21 protein-coding genes, 1 riboswitch and 1 other annotated feature are annotated in these 21827 nt (G+C 42.2%); of the genes, 7 read left to right on the top strand and 14 right to left on the bottom strand.

Features of this window, described 5'->3' with window-relative positions; all coding sequences use genetic code 11:
- From H7992_RS00285 to H7992_RS00270, 4 genes are read right to left on the bottom strand one after another with little or no spacing between them, the layout of a single operon-like run.
- Positions 1-615, bottom strand: a complete 615-nt coding sequence (locus H7992_RS00285) for a phosphoribosylanthranilate isomerase (RefSeq protein WP_187046326.1) — start codon at positions 613-615, stop codon at positions 1-3.
- Positions 612-1400, bottom strand: a complete 789-nt coding sequence (gene trpC / locus H7992_RS00280) for an indole-3-glycerol phosphate synthase TrpC (protein WP_187046325.1) — start codon at positions 1398-1400, stop codon at positions 612-614. The genes H7992_RS00285 and trpC overlap by 4 nt, the downstream gene beginning before the upstream one ends.
- Positions 1397-2428 (bottom strand): anthranilate phosphoribosyltransferase, encoded by a 1032-nt coding sequence (gene trpD / locus H7992_RS00275; RefSeq protein ID WP_187046324.1) that lies wholly within the window; start codon positions 2426-2428, stop codon positions 1397-1399. Before trpD ends, trpC begins: the two co-directional genes overlap by 4 nt.
- Positions 2429-2478: 50 nt before the next feature.
- The gene (locus tag H7992_RS00270) at positions 2479-3852 is read right to left on the bottom strand and encodes an anthranilate synthase component I family protein (RefSeq protein WP_187046323.1); all 1374 of its coding nucleotides are present in this window, start codon (positions 3850-3852) and stop codon (positions 2479-2481) included.
- A 67-nt stretch (positions 3853-3919) separates the two neighbouring features.
- Positions 3920-4146, bottom strand: a binding site (T-box leader).
- Between the two features lie 346 nt (positions 4147-4492).
- On the opposite strand from H7992_RS00270, the gene rluF reads away from it, so the two are divergent.
- On the top strand, positions 4493-5197 hold the full coding sequence (gene rluF / locus H7992_RS00265) for a 23S rRNA pseudouridine(2604) synthase RluF (RefSeq protein ID WP_067204263.1): 705 nt from the start codon (positions 4493-4495) through the stop codon (positions 5195-5197).
- Positions 5198-5258: 61 nt separating this feature from the next.
- On the opposite strand, the gene H7992_RS00260 is transcribed toward rluF, so the two are convergent.
- From H7992_RS00260 to dacB, 4 genes are all read right to left on the bottom strand, one after another.
- Positions 5259-5984 carry an amino acid ABC transporter ATP-binding protein gene (locus tag H7992_RS00260; protein WP_067204261.1) on the bottom strand — a complete coding sequence of 242 codons (726 nt, stop codon included), beginning with the start codon at positions 5982-5984 and terminating at the stop codon, positions 5259-5261.
- 12 nt (positions 5985-5996) lie between these two features.
- The gene (locus H7992_RS00255; RefSeq protein WP_067204259.1) at positions 5997-6665 is read right to left on the bottom strand and encodes an amino acid ABC transporter permease; all 669 of its coding nucleotides are present in this window, start codon (positions 6663-6665) and stop codon (positions 5997-5999) included.
- Between the two features lie 40 nt (positions 6666-6705).
- Positions 6706-7533 (bottom strand): transporter substrate-binding domain-containing protein, encoded by an 828-nt coding sequence (locus tag H7992_RS00250; protein ID WP_187046322.1) that lies wholly within the window; start codon positions 7531-7533, stop codon positions 6706-6708.
- 133 nt (positions 7534-7666) lie between these two features.
- Entirely contained in the window at positions 7667-9229 is a 1563-nt protein-coding gene (gene dacB / locus H7992_RS00245) for a D-alanyl-D-alanine carboxypeptidase/D-alanyl-D-alanine endopeptidase (RefSeq protein WP_187046321.1), read from the bottom strand.
- Positions 9230-9383: 154 nt separating this feature from the next.
- Here dacB and mgtE point away from each other — a divergent pair, with 154 nt between their 5' ends.
- Entirely contained in the window at positions 9384-10742 is a 1359-nt protein-coding gene (gene mgtE, locus H7992_RS00240) for a magnesium transporter (RefSeq protein WP_156475934.1), read from the top strand.
- A 71-nt stretch (positions 10743-10813) separates the two neighbouring features.
- Here mgtE and H7992_RS00235 read toward each other — a convergent pair whose 3' ends face one another.
- A complete protein-coding gene (locus H7992_RS00235; protein WP_187046320.1) occupies positions 10814-11497 on the bottom strand; it encodes a GNAT family N-acetyltransferase in 684 nt (227 codons plus the stop codon).
- Between the two features lie 81 nt (positions 11498-11578).
- On the opposite strand from H7992_RS00235, the gene H7992_RS00230 reads away from it, so the two are divergent.
- Positions 11579-11950, top strand: a complete 372-nt coding sequence (locus H7992_RS00230; RefSeq protein WP_370569936.1) for a VOC family protein — start codon at positions 11579-11581, stop codon at positions 11948-11950.
- Positions 11951-12126: 176 nt separating this feature from the next.
- Here the strand turns inward: H7992_RS00230 and H7992_RS00225 are convergent, their stop codons facing one another.
- The 5 genes from H7992_RS00225 to H7992_RS00205 all read right to left on the bottom strand — a co-directional run bounded on the left by H7992_RS00225 (position 12127) and on the right by H7992_RS00205 (position 17117).
- The gene (locus H7992_RS00225) at positions 12127-13260 is read right to left on the bottom strand and encodes a DHHW family protein (RefSeq protein WP_187046318.1); all 1134 of its coding nucleotides are present in this window, start codon (positions 13258-13260) and stop codon (positions 12127-12129) included.
- 11 nt (positions 13261-13271) lie between these two features.
- Entirely contained in the window at positions 13272-14681 is a 1410-nt protein-coding gene (locus H7992_RS00220; RefSeq protein ID WP_067204244.1) for an MBOAT family O-acyltransferase, read from the bottom strand.
- 218 nt (positions 14682-14899) lie between these two features.
- Positions 14900-15460 carry a DUF4358 domain-containing protein gene (locus H7992_RS00215; protein WP_187046317.1) on the bottom strand — a complete coding sequence of 187 codons (561 nt, stop codon included), beginning with the start codon at positions 15458-15460 and terminating at the stop codon, positions 14900-14902.
- Positions 15461-15760: 300 nt separating this feature from the next.
- The gene (locus H7992_RS00210) at positions 15761-16378 is read right to left on the bottom strand and encodes an NAD(P)-dependent oxidoreductase (RefSeq protein WP_187046316.1); all 618 of its coding nucleotides are present in this window, start codon (positions 16376-16378) and stop codon (positions 15761-15763) included.
- Between the two features lie 31 nt (positions 16379-16409).
- The gene (locus H7992_RS00205; protein ID WP_187046315.1) at positions 16410-17117 is read right to left on the bottom strand and encodes a sulfite exporter TauE/SafE family protein; all 708 of its coding nucleotides are present in this window, start codon (positions 17115-17117) and stop codon (positions 16410-16412) included.
- A gap of 165 nt (positions 17118-17282) precedes the next feature.
- Positions 17283-17394, top strand: a riboswitch (SAM riboswitch).
- 178 nt (positions 17395-17572) lie between these two features.
- Between H7992_RS00205 and H7992_RS00200 the strand changes: the two genes are divergently transcribed.
- The 4 genes from H7992_RS00200 (at position 17573) to H7992_RS00185 (ending at position 21441) form a co-directional block, all read left to right on the top strand.
- Positions 17573-18598 carry a methionine ABC transporter ATP-binding protein gene (locus tag H7992_RS00200; RefSeq protein ID WP_187046314.1) on the top strand — a complete coding sequence of 342 codons (1026 nt, stop codon included), beginning with the start codon at positions 17573-17575 and terminating at the stop codon, positions 18596-18598.
- Positions 18588-19250: a methionine ABC transporter permease gene (locus H7992_RS00195; RefSeq protein ID WP_067204226.1), complete on the top strand. Its 663-nt coding sequence runs from the start codon at positions 18588-18590 to the stop codon at positions 19248-19250. The genes H7992_RS00200 and H7992_RS00195 overlap by 11 nt, the downstream gene beginning before the upstream one ends.
- A 110-nt stretch (positions 19251-19360) precedes the next feature.
- On the top strand, positions 19361-20221 hold the full coding sequence (locus tag H7992_RS00190) for a MetQ/NlpA family ABC transporter substrate-binding protein (protein ID WP_067204224.1): 861 nt from the start codon (positions 19361-19363) through the stop codon (positions 20219-20221).
- Between the two features lie 20 nt (positions 20222-20241).
- Positions 20242-21441 carry a M20 family metallopeptidase gene (locus H7992_RS00185; protein ID WP_187046313.1) on the top strand — a complete coding sequence of 400 codons (1200 nt, stop codon included), beginning with the start codon at positions 20242-20244 and terminating at the stop codon, positions 21439-21441.
- Positions 21442-21827: the final 386 nt, after the last annotated feature.

Below are 21827 nucleotides of genomic sequence, written 5' to 3'. Positions count from 1 at the left end.
TTATCTCTCCTCATCTTTGACTGCTTTAATGAATGCGCGAATCAACTTGTCATCTTTTCTTCTCATAACTTCTACTCCGCTTGAAACGTCCACCATATATGGTTGTACCGTCCTGATTGCTTGTGCAACATTGTCCGCGTTCAGTCCACCCGCCAGAATAACTTTGTCCGATTGTACACCAGCATCTTTCATTAGTTGCCAATCAAAAGTTTTTCCACTTCCACCTTTAAAGTCTGTTCCAGGTGTATCAAACAAAAAGTAGTCTGTTTCATAGTGTGCAAATCGCTTTGCATCTTCATCACTGTAAACTGATAACACTTTAATGGAAGGAAGTCCGACTTTTTCGATGAAATCTGAACTTTCATCACCATGAAATTGAACAAAATCTAGCGGTACTTCTCGGAAAGTTTGCTCAATATCATCTTGTGATGCATCAACAAATACCCCTATCTTCAGCACTCCAGGTGGAATATTCTTTGCCAACTCTTGCGCTTTGGCAATTGTCACTTGTCGTCGGCTTGGAGCAAAGACAAAGCCGATTGCATCTACTCCAGCATCGACTGCCGTTTTCACGTGTTGTGATTCCATTAGTCCACAAATTTTCACCTTCGTCATCGGACTACCCTCGGTAATGCGACTTGCAGTGATTGGATAGCTGTAGCGACTTCACCACTTCGCATCAACGATTCGCCGACGAGCACTGCACTTGCACCAGCATCTGCTACAAATAACGCATCTTCCGATTCCCAGATACCACTTTCGCTGATGAGGACACGTTCTTCATCGAACGGAAAAATGGCTGCAATCTCTTCTGTTCTCTTTAAATCCACTTTAAATGTGCGGAGATCACGATTATTTACACCAATCAATTTTGCGTTGATGGCGATTGCGCGTTTCAGTTCCGCCTCATCATGTACTTCTACCAATACTTCCAAGCCAGATTGCAGCGCGTAGGTATGAAATTCAGCGAGCTCATCTTCAGTAAGTGCAGCAACAATCAACAGGATGACAGAGGCTCCGGCCCTTTTTGCTCGGTCAATCTGTACAGGATGGATGATAAAATCCTTGCATAGCAACGGAATAGGAACATTGTCTGCGACAGCTGCTAGGTCTTCGAATGACCCCTTGAAAAAGTGACTATCCGTCAATACAGAGATGCACGCTGCACCTGCGCGATGGTAAGAAATTGCCTGTGCAACGGGATCAGCGCCTTCCGCGATAAGCCCCTTCGAAGGAGATGCGCGCTTCATTTCCGCGATGACTTGCAAATGCTCTGTTTTATATAGCTTGTTGAATAAAGACGGACGCGCTGGACGTGCTTCTTGTCGTACATCCTGCTCTGCCAACATGTCTTGTACTTCACGCCGTTTCTCGTGTAAAATCTTGTCTAAAATCGTCATCTTGCCACCGCCTTTGCACCGATTTTCTGACTGAATGCTACGACAGCGTCAAGCTTTTGCAATGCTTTGCCAGATAAAATACTTTCAGTCGCCTGTTTTACGCCCTCTTGAATTGTCGCTGCTCGCCCATTTGCAAATAATCCGATGCCTGCATTGAAAACGACTGTATCGAAATGAGGACCGCGTCGTCCATTGAAAATTGCCCGAATGGTTGCTGCATTTTCCTTTGCGTCGCCTCCACGTATAGCTGAAATCGGAGCATATGCAAGCCCCACATCATCTGCGGTTAGCGAAAATGGGATCAAATCGCCTTTATCAAGAAGAACAAATGCATTTTGTCCCGCAAGTGACGCTTCGTCCATTCCTCCCGCTCCCGATACGACAATTGCCCGCTCTCTGCCAAGCATGCGCAATACGGATGCGTATTCCATCGTGAAGTCCGGTCTGTTAATACCCGTGAACTGTGTTTTCAATGGGATTGGATTTGTCAAAGGACCTACTAGATTAAAGATAGTCGACTTGCCAATTTGCTGCCGGATTGCACCAATTCGTTTCATTTTCGGGTGAACATTTGGCGCATATAAGAAGGTGATTCCTTCCTGTTGAAGAAGTTCGATGGTTTCATCTAAGCTGAAGTCTATATGAATGCCAAGGGCTTCCAATACATCAGAACTTCCCGCGGCACTCGAAACTTTCCGATTACCATGCTTAGCGATGGATGCGCCGGCTCCTGCCAATACGAACGCGGATGCTGTACTAATATTGAACGTATTTGAGCCGTCTCCGCCTGTTCCGCAGTTATCCATAAATGTTTCCCGTGGAACATTTACCCGCAGCGCGAACGATTTCATAACCGAAGCAAGTGCCGCTACTTCATGGGCCGTTTCTTCTTTTCGTGACAACGCCACAAGGAAATCGACTATGTCCTGCGATGCGGTTTGTTCATTAAACATCAACTTAGAAGCTTCCACCATTTCTTCATACATCAAATGCTGGCCCAACTCTACTCTTCTAACAAAATTTCTCATCTCAATCTCTCCTCTGCTCTGCTCTTTCTCATAATCAATTCATCATCGATTTAGTTAATGACTTCCAACAAGGACTTGGCTTTATTGGCCGTTTCCATAAATTCTGCTGTTGGATCTGACGCTTGCACAATTCCTGCTCCTGCCTGGACGTATGCTTTACCGTCTTTCACAACCATCGTGCGGATCGTCAACGCAAAATCCATATTACCGTTGAAACCGATATACCCGATTGCCCCGCCGTAAATACCCCGGTCCATTTTCTCCAATTCATCAATCAATTCCATTGCTCGTTTTTTCGGTGTACCTGTTACCGTACCCGCAGGAAGGCATGCCGTTAACGCGTCCAATGAATGTAGCACTGGCGACAATGTTCCCTCTGCTTCTGATACAATGTGCATAACATGCTCGTAACGGACGACTTCCATATAACTTGTGACTTGCACCGAATCTGGAAGGCATACTTTCTTCAAATCATTACGGCCAAGTTCGACCAACATATCGTGTTCCGCGAGTTCTTTTGGATCCGCCAACAACTCTTTTTCAAGTGCTAAATCTTCTGCTTTATCTACACCACGTCGGCGCGTCCCTGCAATTGGATTCGTCATCACTTTGCCATTTGATACACTTACGATACTTTCCGGGGACGTACCTAAAACGACGTGATCATCGAATTCCATATAATACATATAGGGTGAAGGATTACGCTTTCTTAGCTTTCGGTATAATGAAAATGGATCGCCGTTAAAGTCCGCCACTAAACGTCTAGACAGTACGATTTGCTCAGCCTCTCCTTGCTCGATATACCCTTTTGCTTCGCGTACCAAATTTTCAAATTGTTGTTGTGTGACAGAACAGCTATAATCCGAGAGCGCAAAAGCCAACTCTTCTTTTTCCGGTCCGGATAACATACTTTCTGCCAGTGCGTCCAAATCAGGAGCACTTTGTTCCGGATTAATTTCCGTATGCAGCAATGTCACTTCATTCAACACATGGTCGAAAATAATAATGGTTTCGTAAATATTAAAATTAACATCCGGAAATCCCATATCGTCATGGGAACGCGTCACACTGTCGGAACCCGCTCCGTAACCAACGTAGCCGACCGCTCCGCCTGTGAAAGGAAAATCGATATCATCCGTAATTCGCGGCATCAATCGTTTCAACAGCACAAACAAATCGCCCTCGTGTACATATTTCTTGCCAGTAGCATAAACATGTTCTTCAAGTTTTCCGTCGCGTCCGCTATAAGACTTCAGTGGATCCATCCCAAGGAAGGAGTAGCGCCCTGATCCCTCATGTTTCGAAGAACTTTCTAATAAAAACTTTCGCTGCCCCTGCATTCTTCTGAAAATCAATATGGGTGTTAATGAATCCCCATTTAACTTCTTCATTGTCGTCCGTAAACTCGTCTGTTCTCTACTCATCTCAGCTCAACTCTCCTCTTTTTAGGTATAAAAAAAGTCCTCTGCAAAAGGACAGATTAGTCCGATTGCAGAGGACGGAATAGACCGCGTTGCCACCTCTAATTGAAGCATTGCTGCTTCCACTTAGCGTGCCCATAAGACACATCCCGTAACGTGGGATCTCACGTCCTACTTGAAAAACGATTCAAGTAGACTCTCATAAGTCCATTCACACCGGCCGCGAATCAGTTTTCACCACCCACTGACTCTCTACAATCGCGCTCCTGTGCTACTCTTCTTATTCATCAATTTCTCAGCTATGCTCTTCTCAACTCGTCTATCGTGGGCGGCACCGCTCTCGGTACCTTCTGCCCGTCTTTGGTAAAATGTTATTCCCATCGTATTACAAGGCGAGTTAGTTGTCAATCTTTTCTGTTTCATTCGTATCTGATTTAAAATCGGGGCATCTTCTTTTGCGCCGATTGCAAATTCCGAATTCTAATTGCAACTTTTTGGTTTTAATTGCAACTTCGAACTTCTAATGTCAACTTCTTGATTCTAATAGCAACTCTGCACTTCTAATACCAACTCCACGGTTTTGAACATTTTCCGTAGACGCGCTACAATAGAAGAAAGAACTTTCTTAGATAGGATGACATACATGAGAATTAATAAGTATTTAAGCGAAGCCGGGATTGTTTCCCGTCGTGGCGCGGATAAATGGATAGAAGATGGACGCATTACGATTAACGGGCAACTTGCCGAGCTCGGCAGTAAAGTCGAAGATGGCGACGAAGTCCATGCTGATGGAAAACTAGTGAAGACGGAAGAGCAACTCGTTTATCTTGCGCTCAATAAACCCGTTGGCATTACTAGCACGACGGAACGCCATATTAAAGGTAATGTCGTCGATTTCGTCAACCACCCTCTACGTGTTTTCCATATCGGTCGACTCGACAAAGACTCAGATGGACTTCTTCTTCTGACAAATGACGGCGATATCGTCAATGAAATCTTGCGCGAAGAAAATGGCCATGAAAAAGAATATATCGTCACTGTCGACCAACCAATCACGAAGGAATTCATCAGACAGATGGAGTCAGGCGTCCCGATTTTAGATACGGTAACAAAACCATGTAAAGTAAAACAACTAGGACCACGTAAATTCAACATGACATTGACGCAAGGCTTAAACCGCCAAATCCGCCGCATGTGTTCCGCACTTGGTTATAATGTTCGGAAATTACAACGTACGCGCATTATGAACATCCATCTTGGTGACTTGCCGAATGGTCAGTGGCGTGACTTGACCGACGAGGAACTGTCGGAAATGTTCAAGATGTTGAATTATGAACCGAAACGCTAATATAAAAAAGATATCCCGCACCTACTAACACCGGTGTTGGATATCTTTTTTATTCACTGCCTTATACGTCAACCATCTCTAAAAATTGGCGTGTCCGTTCGTTGGTCGAATGGTTGAAAAATGTATGCGGATCTGTATTTTCAATGATACAGCCTTCGTCCAGCATAACAATTCGGTCGGCAACTTCTTTTGCAAACTTCATTTCATGGGTAACAACGACCATCGTCATACCCTCATTGGCGAGATCCTGCATTACTTGAAGTACTTCCCCGACAAGTTCTGGGTCAAGCGCTGATGTCGGTTCGTCGAACAAGAGCGCTTTGGGTTCCATTGCGAGTGCCCGAGCAATAGCGACACGCTGTTTTTGTCCGCCTGATAGTTTACCTGGATAGACGTCTGCTTTATCAGATAAGCCGACTTTTTCCAAGATTACACGCGCCTCTTTCTCTGCGCGTTCCTTTTTCATCTTTTTGACAATGATGGGTGCCTCCGTGATGTTTTCAAGCACTGTCTTATGTGGGAAAAGGTTAAAATGCTGGAACACCATTCCTACTTCGGCCCGCACATTCGACAAGTCATCTTTCTTCAGATCGACTTGTCGTCCATCAATTATAATTTCACCTTCATTCGGCATTTCAAGGAAGTTCAGACAGCGAAGCAACGTACTTTTACCCGATCCACTGACTCCGATAAGCACAACAACTTCTCCGGTCTCCACATCTAGGTCGATTCCTTTCAGCACGTCAAGATCGCCGAATGACTTGTGGAGGTTTTTTGTTTTAATCATTTAATTTCCTCCTCATATACTGTCAACATCCAGCTTTTTCTCATACCATTTCAGCAGTGCGGAGAAGATTAGTACAAGTACGAGATAATAAACCCCGACGACTAGGAATGTTTCGAATGGTTGGAATGATGCTGCCGCTTCCCTGTTTGCCAGTCCGAACATTTCCGAAACACCAATAACGTACACAAGTGATGAATCTTTCATGGTAATTATGAACTGGTTTCCAAGAGGCGGAATCGCACGGCGAAGCGCTTGCGGAAAAATAATTCTCCGCATTGCTTGCCGGCGGTTCATACCAACCGCAAGACTTGCTTCTTCTTGCCCGCGATCGATTCCCTGTATGGCGCCCCGGAAAATTTCCGCGATATAAGCACCATTATGAATACCTAGCGCGATTGCACCGGCCCAGAAATTCGAAAGGACGACGATATTCGTAATTCCGTAATAGAGAAACATGATTTGGACAATCAGCGGAGTCCCCCGAATTAAAGTAATATACAGGTTTGCGATTGTCTGTAAAATTTTTGATTTGGATATCTTCATTAATGCAAAAACTATACCTAGAGCAGTACCTAACACGAGTGCAATTGCCGTAATTTCCAACGTGATAAGTGCAGCTTTTAAAAATCCTGGGTACGTTCGTATGAATACCTCATAAAGTGTTATAAATATCTCTGGCACTAGTTATACCCTCTTTCTGTAGTCAAGTCTGTGGAGTCATTCATTCTAAAAGCTCCACACCTTCCAGATCAAGGTCTAGTAGATTTCGATCAAACCATTTCTTTGAAATTTCATCATACGTACCATCTTCAATTATTTCTTTCAGCGCTTTGTCAATGTCTTCCCTTAATGCATCATTGTCAGGTCGTACAGCGATGGATGGCTGCTCTACCCATAGCGGCTTTCCGACTTCCTTAATTTTAAAATCATTATCAATCGCTTCATAGCCTACGATATCGGCTGTGATAACTGCATCGAGACGACCTTCTATAGTCAAATCTTTTAGTGCAACTACATCACTGCTATAATACTGGATATTGTCCGAAAGGGTTTGTGCGGGTTTTTCATATGTAGATTGGGCCACGACACCGATTTTTTTACCTTTCAAATCATCCTCAGACTTAATATCCTTATTATCTTCGGATACAAAAATCATTCCGCCCGAGTAATAGTAAGGTTCAGTAAAGTTCACCTGCTTTGCACGCTCTTTCGTATAAGCCATTGATCCAATGATTGCATCGAACTTCTTACCGATTAGCCCCTGCATAATTGTTTCAAAGGGATTTGTCACTGGGTTCGCCTCTAGCCCCATCTTGTCAGCAATTGCCTCACCAATCTCTATATCAAAACCAGTTAATTTCCCTTTTTCTTCAAAATTAAATGGCTTATAAACACCACTCGCGGCAAAAGTCAGACTCCCTTTTTTCATAAGTTCATAGCTTCCATCGCCGTCACTTTTTTCTGCTCCGGCATCCTTCTTTGTCCCGCATGCCGATAACACCAACACCGAAACAGTTAACAATAGAAATAGTACTTTCAACTTCCCCATAGTAAAAGTTCTCCCCTTTTTATCATCCCGGATGTTTTTCCGGTTTTTACCTTACTCTCTATCTCGTTCCCTATTCTTTTTCTGCTAAACATAAATATGCACGAAATATGCATTTTATTGCATATCAAATTGCTCACTTTGACTGATAATTCGCAAGTGTAATAGCGATTTTGTCTAGTATTTCAGGCGTCGTGTCATTCAAATAGTTATTAATCATAATAGAAAAAGTAAGTATTTCTCCATCTTTCGTTGTAACGTAGCCAGACAACGCGGTGACCCCGTTCAATGCGCCCGTTTTCGCTTGGACGTTGCCTGCTGCCGTTGTCCCTGTCATACGATTGCGCAATGTTCCTCCAACAAACCGTTCTCCATTCCCTGCTACAGGAAGCGCATTCAAAAATGCTGGATACCATGGTTTTGTCTGTGCTGTGTAAAGCAGTTTTGTCACTTCATTCGCCGTGACAAGGTTTTTATGGGACATGCCTGATCCATCGCGAAGCAGCATATTTTTTGTATCAAGTCCTAGAGTAGAGAGTGTTGCTTCTATGATCGAAAGCCCCTTATCCCAACTGCCCTCGCCACCTATAGTACGCCCCATCTCTTTAACTAGTACTTCAGCATGTCCGTTATTACTTAATTTCATGAAGGGAATGAACAATTCATGTAGCGGCATTGAATTTTTTGACGTCAGTAAAGTAGCCCCTTTAGTCACTTTTTTGCGCTCGACTTTCGGAGCTGTCGAAAACGTAATGCCCAGTTCTTCAATTGTTTTTTTGAAGATGCTAATCGTGTAGTTTGTCGGTTCCCAGACAGATGCCCAAGTGCGTGTTTTTGTTGAGCCTTCTGGAATCGTCCCGGATACGATAAACGTATTTGTACCGTGTTGCCTTTCAACCGTAATACTTTTCTTGCCTTTTTTAGCTACCGTTTGAGTCTTGTTGACGACTGTCAGGTAGTTATTTGCTGGTACCATGGCGACTTGTCCCGCCTGTCCTGATTTCTTGGCAGGATTCACTTCGACAATGACCGTACCTGCGTCATAGTCGTCATTTGGAGATAACGTCAGTGCGGACACCTGGGAACCTGTATAGTAGGGTTCATCAGACCAGTTTAGGTCTTGGGAAAGTCTAATGTCATCGTACCAAGTATCATCCCCGTAGACGTTTCCTGCGATGGAGCTGATTCCCTTCGCTTTTAATTCGGATACGAATGCCTTCAGGTCGTTCTTCGTCAGTGTCGGATCGCCTCTTCCTCTTAAATAGAGATTGCCGTGCAGCACGCCGCTCTCTATTCGCCCATCCATATACAACTCAGTCTTGAACGTATGCCCTTCTCCAAGTGTTTCAAATGCCGCAGCGCCTGTCAGTAATTTCATGACGGATGCGGGGTGGACTCGCGTATCTCCTAGATGGGAATAGACAACTTCGCCGGTTGCTGCCTCACGAATACTTACCACAGTCGTCGCACCTTGTAATCTCGGGTCTTTCAAAATTTCGTCAATGTCATGAAATCCATACGTTTTTTGCGGTTTATCGACTGGTTTATCAACTGGTTCATCAACTTTAGCAACTGATACTGTCGTATTGTCCGGGGCGGTGGTATGGTTATCCTTACCGTTAAATCCGTTTATCAGCAAGACAATCATTACAATTACTAGTAGTACGCTTATCAACTTCAATTGCTGGCTCTTTTTCAATCGATCTTCGCCTCCCACCCAGTTAAGTAAATTATTCCTTTTAATAAACAAACAATATGGTTTTCCGATGAATGAAATAGGGCATAAAGCTATAGAGAGAGAAACGGCAGCACTCTGATCCATCTCTCACCATTTTTTTAGAGAGGTGTATATTTTGGTTCATAAAGACCCTGAGAATGGAATCGCAACTGCGCTAATCCATATATTAAAAGAAGGAAAAAGAGAGACATTCCATGAAATCATGAAGGAATTGAAACCTTTCGATATTGCAAACCAATATGAAAATTTACCAGTGAAACATCGGCCGTTATTTTTAGAATTCCTTACGTTAGATGAATTAACCGGGTTATTACGTCATTTATCACAGGATGATCAGCTCCGTGCTTTGCGAACAATCGGTCCTGCCCGCTCCACGGATATATTGGATCTTATGAAAAATGATGACCTTGCTTTCCTGTTATCGGGACTTCCCCAAAAAGAAGCCGATGCATTAATTGCCGAAATGAAACAAGAAGAAATGGACATCATCCGGCAGATCATGAATTATCCGCCAAAAACGGCCGGAAGAGCGATGACGAACCGCTTCGTATGGATTCATAAATCATATTCTGTCGAGCGGGCAGTAAAGAAACTAAAGAGTTACGCTGCACTTGCGGAGTATCTAAACTATCTGTACGTTCTAGATGATGACAAAAAAGTTATCGGTGTCGCATCGTACAGAGACCTGTTGCTCGCAGAACCCGAAGCTCAAATAGAAGACATCATGTCACGGAATATCGTCAAGGTAGGTGTGATGACCAAACAAGAAGAAGTTGCTAAGATTATTGGCCGTTACGATTTCGTTTCAATGCCTGTCACTGATGACGAAGGTGTTCTGCTCGGTATCATCACGGTGGATGACGTCCTTGATATTGTCGTCCGGGAAGCGAATGAAGATATTGAAATGCTACTGGCCTCCGGAAAAGCGATTGACTTCAGAACGAAGCCGTTAGTTGCCGCCAGAAGACGTTTACCATGGCTAATTTTACTGCTGTTCATTGGACTTGTTTCTGGGAGTATCATATCCCGTTTCGAAGCGACGCTTGAAGCCGTTGTCGCGCTCGCCTTCTTCATGCCTATGATTGCCGGAATGACCGGGAATACTGGAACACAATCACTCGCCGTCGTTGTCCGCGGTCTTGTATCCGAGGATCTTGATACGAAAAAAATGCTGAAACTTATTTTTCGGGAGTTATTAGTCGGGATTATTATCGGTATTGTCTGTTCCATCGTCATTTCAATTATTGCTTATATTTGGCAAGGTAGTTTTGTACTCGGACTTGTCGTTGGTGTCTCTTTACTTATCACACTTATTATCGGAACGCTGGCGGGTACAATCATCCCGCTCGTCTTGCACAAATTCAATGTGGATCCTGCAGTTGCATCGGGTCCGCTTATTACTACCATCAATGATATATTGTCGCTTTTGATTTATTTCGGAATCGCGACAATGTTCATTTCAAAATTGATGTGAATCAAAGAGGATGCGATTTTACTCGATCGGGTGAAGTCGCTCCTTTTCTACTTGTCATGAAAGTCGATAAACTATTTACAATACCGTACAAGCCAGCCATCTGTACTTCCTGAAATCCCAGTCCCTCGCCATCCTTCTTCAAGCAGTTTTTGCTGAGCTTTTGTATCTTGCATCGGAATGAATTGCTCCACTTCCCATTCGTCCCGCTCTTTATGAAGATGTTTCACAAAAACGTAACGCAACACCCCGTTATATTTCTTTTTCAGCGCGGCAATTTCCATCTGCTGTGAAAACTTGTCCTTGAGACTTGCGATGTTAAACGGAGCAACCGTTGCGCAAACGTACTTATAGTCTGCCACTTTCAACTGCTCCATTAAGACGTCTGCCATAATCTTTTGCAGACGGTAGCCACGATAGCGTGGCGAAACAGTCGATATCTCCTGATAAATAACAGACTCAAATTCCGTCGAATCAAGCCCAACGTCGGAACCGAGATGCTCTTCATCTGCTCCTGGGACAAGTAATGCACGGAATGCGACGAGCCGTTCATCTGCAAACACCCCTACCATCTTACCGCCGTCAGCCAAAATATATTCGTACTCTTTTTGGGATAATGAAGATAACGAACTTGGATTATCAAGTACATAAACCACCTCATTCTGTACATGTATAATTTCATGAAGGTCTTTCAGGTGCAGTCGTCGAATATAAAACGGATGATTATCTTTTAACAAACCACTATAAAGAATATCCATCTTCTTGTCCCTCCGCTTCGTTGGATAAAAACTGGGATGCTATACTAAATGAAAAGATTACTGAATAGGGGGATTATTTTTGTGACAAGTTTAAAAAGTATCGGCCAAATTGGGATTCCTGCAAAAGATATTAATCGAGCTATTTTATTTTATAAAGATTTACTTGAACTACCGCTTTTATTCAACACTGACACAATGGCTTTCTTCGACTGCGACGGTATCCGCTTAATGCTTAGTCTTCCCGAAAAGGAACAATTCACAAACGCAAGTTCCGTCCTGTATTTCCAAGTAGATGAAATTACAGCAAGCTATAGTCAGATGAAAGAAAAAGGAGTTTCATTTATCGATAAACCGCATGTCGTCGCAAAAATGGACTCCACAGAAACGTGGATGGTGTTTTTCAATGATACCGAGGGGAATACGCATGCGCTGATGAGTGAAGTAGCCGTATAACTATTTAATGAAATATACTACTCACTTATTCAATTATTCATGTTAAAAAAGGAGTTGCTTCACTCATTATGAGTAAAGCAACTCCTTTTCTTGTCATCAAGCGTAATCCACTAATAAATCATCGCTCGTTCTACGGCATCTTCGCATTTACCAACTATCCCATTCGTACTAAAAATTTATTTCAATGTACTTTGCGACAACCAAATCATATTTGGGTCCTTTGTAAAATTAGCAACATTGTATAAAAATAATACTTCAGAGATGTTTTGATCATTCAAATACATAAAGACATCCGAATGATAATATCGAAGATCTAGTACATGTATTTCCTCAAAGTGATTCGCTAAAAAGGGGATAAATGCATGAGCATAGGAATCTTTTACAATCGCCAACTTACGGCCATTTCCGACTCCTGTTTTAATTTTTACAAGTGTATGATTACCATCCAAGAATAGCGAATACTTATCCTTTTTCTCAAGATAATCCCATTCGTATAATGATTCAGATTGTCGTCCGTCTTCATAGGTCACTGTTTGAGTAGTTTCAAACTTTGGCAAATAAACTTCAATCTTGTCCGGCTCAACACCGATCGCATTCGTCTTGGAATGGAGTGTTCCGAAAAAATTTTCAGCTACCGTTTTAATACGAAAGTCGTCTTCTTCATATGGCTTTATCCCCAACGCTCTCGCTGAATCTCTGTAAGCTAGATATGCCCCCCGCATCGTCCAATGGTGATCTGTTTTAAAATAGATTTGATCGTTACTTTGCGATTTGAGCGCATCGTATACATCAATTACCTCCATTATGGAATCCAACTTTTCTTTCGCGGTTTCAAATGCTTCTCTTTCGCTGGAAGTTTGAGCAAAAAGGGGCAGTTTATCCTCATATAGCGCTATCGAAGTTGGTGCAAGTAATACATACGACTGAATACCTTCTGCATTTGCAGCAAACCTTTTCACATACTCAATGTTTTTATCAAACTGTTCGCCAGGTTTTTCAAATGGTTCAATAAGGAATCCATCTTTGCCAAAGAAAACCCCGTTATTTTCTTTTTTCAATGAAGCCCTTTCCGACATCGCCTTCAGCCTCACCCAACCATCTTTCCAAATAAACTGATCAGACATATACGTTTCATAACGCGCCGTTAACTTTCCAGAATAAAAATTTGGCAATGTCCATTCAGGCATTTGAGCTAATGGACGGTTTTCTCTCTCAGAGAAAGCACGGTCGCTAGCTACCACATTGAATAACCCTATTCCAAAAATGAATACCAAAAATACACCTACAAAACACTTTTTATGAATAGACAATGTGTCACCTCCTAGAAGCGAAAATAAAGAAATGGGTTGTATGAATCATCCGCTAAGTAAGCGGTCGACAAGACGAGAATAAGTAAACAAAATACAGGAATTAAAATTTCGTCAATCACTTTATGCCAACGTGTCATTTTATTCCTCAACGTTTTCAAAATTGGAACCGAGCCAATAAAAGCTAACAGAAAGAGAATAGCATTTGTATACGCATCGTACATGAATCGCTCATTTACCAATGCTTGTCCCGAAAACCCAAACATAATTTTCAAATAGGTAAAACTCATGGAGAGGTCTTCAAAAACGAATAGTACCCAACTAATCATGATGATAACAAACGCGTAAATGTGTTGGAAAATCGGGTGCATTTTTTCGAGTAGCACCAGTAACCCTGCCTTTTCAATCGCAATCAATACACCAAAGTAAAGACCCCAAGCCACGAAATTCCATGCAGCCCCATGCCATAATCCGGTCAGACCCCAAACGATGAATAAATTTAGATAGAGCCTGTATTTACCTTTTCTACTCCCGCCTAGTGGTATATACACATAGTCCCGGAACCAACCGCCAAGCGTCATATGCCACCTTCGCCAAAAATCAGAGATACTGCGGGAAACAAACGGATAATTGAAGTTTTGCGGAAAATTAAAACCGAACATTTTCCCGAGGCCAATGGCCATATCAGAATAACCGCTAAAATCGAAATACAGTTGCAAACCAAATGCTGCAATCCCCATCCAAGCCGATAATACTGACAATTCGGCAGGACTTTGCTGCTGAATTTCACTCCATAAAAATCCTATGTTATTGGCGAGCAACACCTTCTTACCAAGCCCGATAAGAAAAATCTTCACACCTTCTGAAAATTGATTAAGCGTAACACGTCTGTTTTTAAGTTCATGTTCAATAATTTCGTATCGTACGATAGGTCCTGCAATAAGCTGTGGAAACAAACAAACATATAGCGCAAGCGTCAACGGATTTTGTTGTGCTTTCACCCGTCCACGATACACGTCGATTGCATACGACATCGTTTGAAATGTGTAAAAAGATAAGCCAATCGGTAATGGAAGGTCCAAGGCATTTACATTCATGCCGAATAAATTATTGATGTTTTCAATTAGGAAGTCTGCATACTTGAAAAAAGACAATAAACTTAGATTAATAACAATAGATGAAAGTAATCCGAGCTTCGCTTTAAGCGGCGCAGTTAACCTGTATTTTTGAATAAATAACCCGTGAAAATAATCTGTAATAGCCGAAAAAATCATTAAAAATATATAAACAGGTTCTCCCCATGCATAAAAGATAAGACTAACGATAAGGAGAATGCCATTTTTCATCTTTCTAGAACCGCAAAAATAAAGGAGTAATGTAGTTGGTAAAAAGAAAAATAGAAATAATAAGCTACTGAATACCACACAATCACTCTCCTAGCTTTTGCTATGTAGAAAGACGCTTATTCAGCGCCCTTCAAATACGCCTCGGCGTGTGTTTTAGTCCGAATCTTGAATTGAGCATGTGCCTGCAGGATACAGGCATGCAAACATTGACGCAGGACGCGGCAAACTTAGATTCCTTCAAAATCCGTGACATCCGCTAGAGGCTTCTAAAGTCGCGAAATAAGCACCTTTAGAATTCACTTTACTTTTTCATCAAAAATCTGCTCTACTGCATCTACATTGCCATACGTAACGTATAGAACAAAATCACCTGTCGTTTTTAACACATTGTTTTTCACTTTTTCATATTGATCAGGAAGATATTGTTCCCATGTTTGTATTTGTGCATCTAATTCTTTTTGCATCGAGGCTTTCAATGATTCTGCGTCCTCCTCATTCTTCGCTTTCAAGACAATTATTTCATCCGAATTGATATTAAACATAGAGTTGAACATCAAACCTTCTGCTAGTAACTCTTTATCAAGTTCTGTTCGCTCCATAAATATTTGTGTCATTGAATCGTCTGTTTTAGCATTTACTAAATTCGTCTCCACATAATTTTGAAGAATTTCCTCATCAGTTTGTCCATCGTCGAATCCTGCATCTTTTATATCTTGTACAACTTGCCCCTTAACACTTTCCATTATGTCTTTGACGGAAACTTCGTCCTTTATACCGTCATTTAATCCTGATCCCGAACAACCCACCATCGTAAAGATAACCATTGCACATATAAGCATTCCAAACTTTTTTTTCATAAAAAATTCCTCCCCAACCTTTCAACTAGCAGTTACTTTGGCTGCTAACTGATTTGACGGATGATCTTTATTTTCGTTTCAGGCATTTTTTGGAACTTATTTATAAAGTGAAACTTCAATCGGGATGGGGGTTCTGCCCGTTACTATGGGGTTAACAACGCAGTGTTTCACATGAAACATTGTTACTATGGTGGCCAGCAAAGTAACTTTTTATTTTCCAAATAAAAAGCATCACTCCATAAAAGAGTGATGCTTTTCCGTACAAAAATAGCACTGTCAACGACAGTACTACTCTGTTTACTAATATGAAATTCCTACACGAAACCCGATATTATCGCCTTGCAGTAGTTCGCCGTAAGCAAAAGCAGCTGTGTCACCAACGGATATTTGTTTACCTTCCTCTGGCAACAAATCGCGCTCAGTTCTGTAGTCACCCACCGCAACACCATCCGGCAAATAAGTAGGACAGACAATTGTCCATTCAAGCCTCGATTGACGCAGCCTGTCATACACTTTATGGTGCTCCTCCGCTGCAAAAGTTAGTCGACGATTTGTATCTCCAGCTTCATAACGCAGTTTTTCGGGATCAATCTTACTTTGCAAGATGCCTGCTGTCCCAATTGTGACTAGCCGATTAATTCCCGTATCCTCCATCGCTCTTATCATATGAGGAACTGCCTCAGTCAACGTTGTTGTCTGGTCTGTACCTAGCGAACTGAATACAACGTCCATTCCAGCAACGGCATCCGAAACTGCTACAACATCACGGACATCACCTTGGATAATCGTCAACCTATCATGTGGCGCCAATTTCTCAGGTGAACGGACAAGTACCGTCACTTCATGCCCTTCTGCTAATGCTAATTTTAGGACTTCCCCACCCACACGCCCTGTTGCCCCAAACAATGCGATTTTCATAAGAAACATCTCCATTCTATAAATTACTTTCTCATTTTATTAATAAATAAACGCCCGTAAATAGTAAAATACCATATGTGAAGATCCGAAAGGTCTTTTGACTGATATGACGGAATAGTAGTTGTCCTAGATACAATCCAACAAATACTAGCGGCAGTGCCATTCCGATTGAGGTCCAGATACCTTTATTTGTACCAACAAAAAGCACTTGAATGAGTAGACTAACGGAATAGATGAATAAATAAAACGCGAGTGTCGTTGCACGTAATGTTTCTTTTTGCATAGCTGTTCCTGCAAAGTAGAGCAAAAGCGGCGGACCTGGCATGCCAATTCCTGTCGTCAATGTACCGGATAATCCGCCAACAACAAAGTCCCCACGTTTAGTTCTCTTAATTCGAAGGTTCAGGACAAGCAGCAGTGTTAGCAAAAGAAGAACAATGCCTATGCCCGTTTTCAATTTGTTGATATCCGCCGAAATGAACAAAATGATACCAATTGGCAGTCCAGATAAGCTCCCGATTATCAACTTTTTTAATAGGTCTGTATCCACATCTTTACGTATTTTAGCAATAAGTGCGCTCGAAATAACAAGCGACAAAACTAGGTTTATCTGAATGGCCTCCATCGGATTGAAAATCATGAGTAGAAAAGGTGTCGCCATGATCGAAAAACCAAATCCTGTACTTGTCTGTAAAATGGACGCAAAAAGTATAATGCTAATAAATATAAAAATTGTCATTCTCACACCGCTTTCTCTATCACTTTAAGTGTATCAGAATTCTGAAATTGTTTACGACTATTAGTAATCTGAATTATTTTACTTTAGTAAATTCATTGACTTTACCTAATTTGCACACTAGAGTTAGATTCAATTCTTGCAACAATCGAATAGCACTACATCACTTTCTTATCCAGAGAGATCGAGGGACAGGCCCTATGACATCTCGGCAACAGGTTCATGACCAATGAACACTGTGCCAACTCCTACAGACGCGTATGCGTTTGGAAGATGAGAACGAGATGGCTTCTTTTATTAGAATCCTTCTTTTTCTTATCTATTTTAAGAAAAAGAGGGATTTTTTTCGTTCTTACAACTATCTAGCTTCAGCGGCCAGATGCTCGGGGTCACAAGTCATTTTGCTAGTTGCATCCGTTGTCCGCACAGAATTAACGAAGTACTTAGGGGGTCAATACATGATTGAATTTAAAAATGCATCCAAGACGTTCGCCCTTGGGAAGCGTGAGGTACATGCGGTAAAAGATGTTTCTCTTTTCGTTGAAAAAGGTGAAATTTTCGGCATCATCGGTTTTAGCGGCGCTGGAAAAAGCACATTGCTACGGTTAGTAAATATGCTTGAACGCCCGACTTCAGGCTCTGTTTTCATTCGAGACATCGACGTCAGTACATTATCCTCAAAAGATTTACGGACGCAACGTCGCAACATCGGCATGATTTTTCAGAACTTCAACTTGCTGAACTCACGGACAGTTGCAGGAAACATCGCGTATCCTTTGAAACTTGGCGGAATGCAAAAAAAAGCAATTGCGGAACGCGTCGAGGAATTATTGGACTTCGTTGGCCTGGCCGATAAAGCTAAAGATTATCCGGACCAACTATCAGGAGGGCAAAAGCAACGCGTAGGTATAGCCAGAGCACTCGCCACTTCACCAGACATCCTAATCTGTGATGAAGCCACATCTGCACTAGATCCTGATACGACCGCCGATATACTGCGGTTGTTGAAAAAGGTGAATAAGGATTTGGGTATTACAATCCTCCTTATCACACATGAAATGCATGTTATTCAAACAATTTGCGACAAAGTAGCGGTCATGGAAAATGGAGAAGTAATCGAAACAGGTGATGTTTTTGAAACATTTACTGATCCTCAACATTCGACAACACAACGATTCATCCAATCCGTGCAGCAGGATCTACCTTCAGAAAAATTGATTAATGAGTGGCAATCAAAAGGTGGTACCAAGTTATATCGAGTTATTTTCAAAGGAGATATTGCAAGTGATCCTGTTCTTTCAAAAGTTACACGTAAACATGATGTTGATTTCAACATCGTTTACGGTTCAGTTCGAGAATTACAGGAACGATTTTTTGGCAATCTACTTGTTTCATTTGAAGGAGAAACGGATGCTGTAAGCCATGTATTAAAAGAACTTGAATTAATTGTAGACATAGAGGAGGTCCTACAAGATGAACGTTGATTGGCTTACATTTTGGCCCCGGATTGTAGAAGCAACCGGTGAAACACTGATCATGGTAATCGCCACTCTCGTTTTTGGTTCCATTTTTGGAATTGCAATTGGCCTGCTATTATTTGTCACTAGGCAAAATAATATTTTGGAAAACAAACTTGTTTCTCAAATATTAAATATAGTCATTAACATCGTTCGGCCTGTTCCGTTCATCATCTTCTTAGTAGCCATTTCACAACTGACAAGATTAGTTGTCGGGACAACAATCGGAACCGCAGCAGCCATTTTTCCGATGACAATTGTTGCAACATTCGTCATTGCCCGAGTTGTTGAAAATAACTTGGTCAGCATTGATCCTGGCGTTATTGAAGCAGCACAGGCAATGGGTGCAAGCCCTCTTCGGATTATCTTCACGGTTTTGATACCAGAAGCATTGGGTCCACTTATTTTAGGACTTACCTTCGTTTCCGTCAGTCTGATCGATTTCTCGGCAGTTGCCGGAACAGTTGGCGGCGGAGGTCTTGGACATGTCGCGATGACATACGGTTATCAACGGTTCGACGGTAGTGTCATGCTCGTTACGGTCGTCATTTTAATCATCATGGTGCAATTAGCACAATGGCTTGGCAATACACTTTCTAAAAAAATCATGCGTCGGTAATCTGGGAAAAGTGCAAGATGCCTGGAGCTAGACACTGTTCCAGGTCAAAGAATCTTATACTTAATAATCTTTAAAAAATACAATCATTCAACTAAAAGGAGACGAATTAAATGAGGAAATTATGGTTAGTAAGTTTAGCAGTATTAACTGCTATTGTACTCGCTGCTTGCGGCGGGAAAGAAAGCGGAAATAGTGATACAGTCAAAGTGAAAATTGGTGTCAACGGTGCAGATGGTGTCCAATGGCCATTGCTGAAAGAAAAAGCGGCAAAAGAAGGAATTGAAATCGAACTTGTCGAATTCGCAGATTACACATTGCCAAATAATGCACTTGCACAAGGCGATATCGACTTAAATGCATTCCAACATTTCTCGTTCCTATCCCAATATGTAAAAGAAAGTAAAAATGAACTTGTTCCAATTGGCTCGACGATGTTTGCACCACTTGGCGTTTACTCTGAAAAAATTAAGGATATTTCTGAAATCAAAGAAGGCGACAAAATTGCGATTCCAGATGACCCTTCAAACCAAGCACGTGCGCTACGCCTACTAGAAAGTGCTGATTTAATTTCACTTTCAGATGACTTTGGATTGTTTGGTGACCCGACAAAAATCACTGAAAATCCATTGAACCTAGAAATCATTCCTATGGTTGCTCAACAAACACCTCGTATATTGCCAGATGTGACTGCCGCGATTATTAACAACGGAATTGCTGGACAAGCAGGATTTTCACCAGGAGAGGATCCACTCTTTAGAGAATCAAGTGACGATGAGAGTATTTACCCATATGTGAATTTAATCGTAGCAAGCGGGAAAGAAAAAAACAATAAAACATTCAAACGGATCGTTGAGTTATATCAAGAAGAAGATATTGAAAAAGCTATCGAAGAAGATACAAAAGGCGGATCATATCTTATTAAGTTAACACCGGAAGAGATTGATACCGTCTTTGAAGACCTTAAAAAATAATTGAACTGGGGGCATTCATAATGAGCATTGTAAATGAAAAGACGAACATATTATTCCATTCAATTGAACAGAACCATGACTTATATATTCAAACGAGTCAGGAAATTCATGCAAACCCGGAAATCGGAAACGAAGAAGTGTATGCAAGTGCTAAACATGTTGCGCTGTTGGAAGATGCAGGGTTTGAAGTAAAAACAGCGGTTGCTGGTCATGAAACATCGTTTTATGCTGTGAAAGACAGTGGAAAAGAAGGTCCGACAATCGCTTACCTTGCTGAATATGATGCACTTCCTGGGTTAGGACATGCATGCGGACATAATATTATTGGAACAACAAGTGTTGCAGCGGGGATTGCACTTGCCGAAGCGCTTCCTGACACGGGCGGCCGCGTTGTCTTTTTAGGCACACCAGCTGAAGAAGGCGGTCCGAATGGCAGCGCAAAAGGCAGCTTCGTTAGACACGGTTATTTAAAGGACGTAGATGTTGCGCTCATGATCCATCCATCTGGAAAGACAGCTACAACAGGTGAATCACTCGCTGTGGACCCACTCGATTTTCATTTTTACGGAAAACCAGCTCACGCATCAGGTTCTCCTGAACAAGGTATCAATGCGCTGGACGCTGTCATCCAACTGTTCAACGGCATTAACGCCCTGCGTCAGCAGCTGCCTTCTGAGGTCCGCATCCACGGTATTATTACACACGGCGGCGATGCACCCAATATTATTCCCGAATACGCATCTGCACGTTTTTACATCCGTGCGGAATCTTGGCAGAAAACAGTCGAGACTTCTGACAAAGTCCGGAATATTGCTGAAGGCGCCGCCCTTGCAACGGGTGCAACCGTTAAAATTGAACGTTTCCAAAACGAAGTGAAAGACCTCGTTCTGAACTCCGTATTGGATGAAACGTTACACGTGGAACTTGAAACACTTGGTGAAGTCGTCCATACCGAAAAACGGAAAGGCAAAGGTTCGACGGATGCGGGCAACATTAGCTATGTAGTTCCGACTGCACATCCATACATTAAAATCGGGCCAGATGACTTGATTGCCCATACGGTTGAATTCAGGGAAGCTGCAAAATCGGAGCTTGGCAACCAAGCATTGATTACAGGAGCGAAAGCACTTGCGTCTACGGGGTATAGGCTGCTAACGGATGCCGAACTTCTTCATCGCGTGAAAGAGGAATTTGAAAGAGCACTTGCAGCAAAAGCATAATAGCAGTGTGATGTATTGATCCGTTCGCGGAGGGGATATGGTTCGGTCGCACATGCTATTATGATTGGTTGGCAAGCCTATATGCTCGGGTCGTACGCTATATGATCGGGTGGCAAGCCTATATGCTCGGTCTCTCACTCTATATGATTGGGTAGCTAGCTTATTTGCTCGGGTCGTACGATATTTGATCGGGTGCAAGCTTATATGCTCGGTCTCTCAAGCTATATGATTGGGTGGCAAGCCTATATGCTCGGTCTCTCACTCTATATGATTGGGTAGCTAGCTTATATGCTCGGGTCGCACGATATATGATTGGTTGGCAAGCTTATATGCTCGGGTCACATGCTATTTGATCGGGTAGTAACTTATATGCTCGGGTCGCACGA

The organism is Sporosarcina sp. resist (assembly GCF_014302295.1).
Lineage (GTDB): Bacteria > Bacillota > Bacilli > Bacillales_A > Planococcaceae > Sporosarcina > Sporosarcina psychrophila.
The sequence above is the reverse complement of the archived record's forward strand: the minus strand, read 5'-3'. Positions and strand labels throughout refer to the sequence as shown.

What these genes read in the sequence shown, in the direction of transcription:
- H7992_RS00285 (WP_187046326.1), bottom strand. Translation starts at nt 615, where the DNA reads ATGACGAAGGTGAAAATTTGTGGACTAATGGAATCACAACACGTGAAA.
- trpC (WP_187046325.1), bottom strand. Translation starts at nt 1,400, where the DNA reads ATGACGATTTTAGACAAGATTTTACACGAGAAACGGCGTGAAGTACAA.
- trpD (WP_187046324.1), bottom strand. Translation starts at nt 2,428, where the DNA reads ATGAGAAATTTTGTTAGAAGAGTAGAGTTGGGCCAGCATTTGATGTAT.
- H7992_RS00270 (WP_187046323.1), bottom strand. Translation starts at nt 3,852, where the DNA reads ATGAGTAGAGAACAGACGAGTTTACGGACGACAATGAAGAAGTTAAAT.
- rluF (WP_067204263.1), top strand. Translation starts at nt 4,493, where the DNA reads ATGAGAATTAATAAGTATTTAAGCGAAGCCGGGATTGTTTCCCGTCGT.
- H7992_RS00260 (WP_067204261.1), bottom strand. Translation starts at nt 5,984, where the DNA reads ATGATTAAAACAAAAAACCTCCACAAGTCATTCGGCGATCTTGACGTG.
- H7992_RS00250 (WP_187046322.1), bottom strand. Translation starts at nt 7,533, where the DNA reads ATGGGGAAGTTGAAAGTACTATTTCTATTGTTAACTGTTTCGGTGTTG.
- H7992_RS00235 (WP_187046320.1), bottom strand. Translation starts at nt 11,497, where the DNA reads ATGGATATTCTTTATAGTGGTTTGTTAAAAGATAATCATCCGTTTTAT.
- H7992_RS00215 (WP_187046317.1), bottom strand. Translation starts at nt 15,460, where the DNA reads ATGAAAAAAAAGTTTGGAATGCTTATATGTGCAATGGTTATCTTTACG.
- H7992_RS00210 (WP_187046316.1), bottom strand. Translation starts at nt 16,378, where the DNA reads ATGAAAATCGCATTGTTTGGGGCAACAGGGCGTGTGGGTGGGGAAGTC.
- H7992_RS00205 (WP_187046315.1), bottom strand. Translation starts at nt 17,117, where the DNA reads ATGACAATTTTTATATTTATTAGCATTATACTTTTTGCGTCCATTTTA.
- H7992_RS00200 (WP_187046314.1), top strand. Translation starts at nt 17,573, where the DNA reads ATGATTGAATTTAAAAATGCATCCAAGACGTTCGCCCTTGGGAAGCGT.
- H7992_RS00195 (WP_067204226.1), top strand. Translation starts at nt 18,588, where the DNA reads ATGAACGTTGATTGGCTTACATTTTGGCCCCGGATTGTAGAAGCAACC.
- H7992_RS00190 (WP_067204224.1), top strand. Translation starts at nt 19,361, where the DNA reads ATGAGGAAATTATGGTTAGTAAGTTTAGCAGTATTAACTGCTATTGTA.
- H7992_RS00185 (WP_187046313.1), top strand. Translation starts at nt 20,242, where the DNA reads ATGAGCATTGTAAATGAAAAGACGAACATATTATTCCATTCAATTGAA.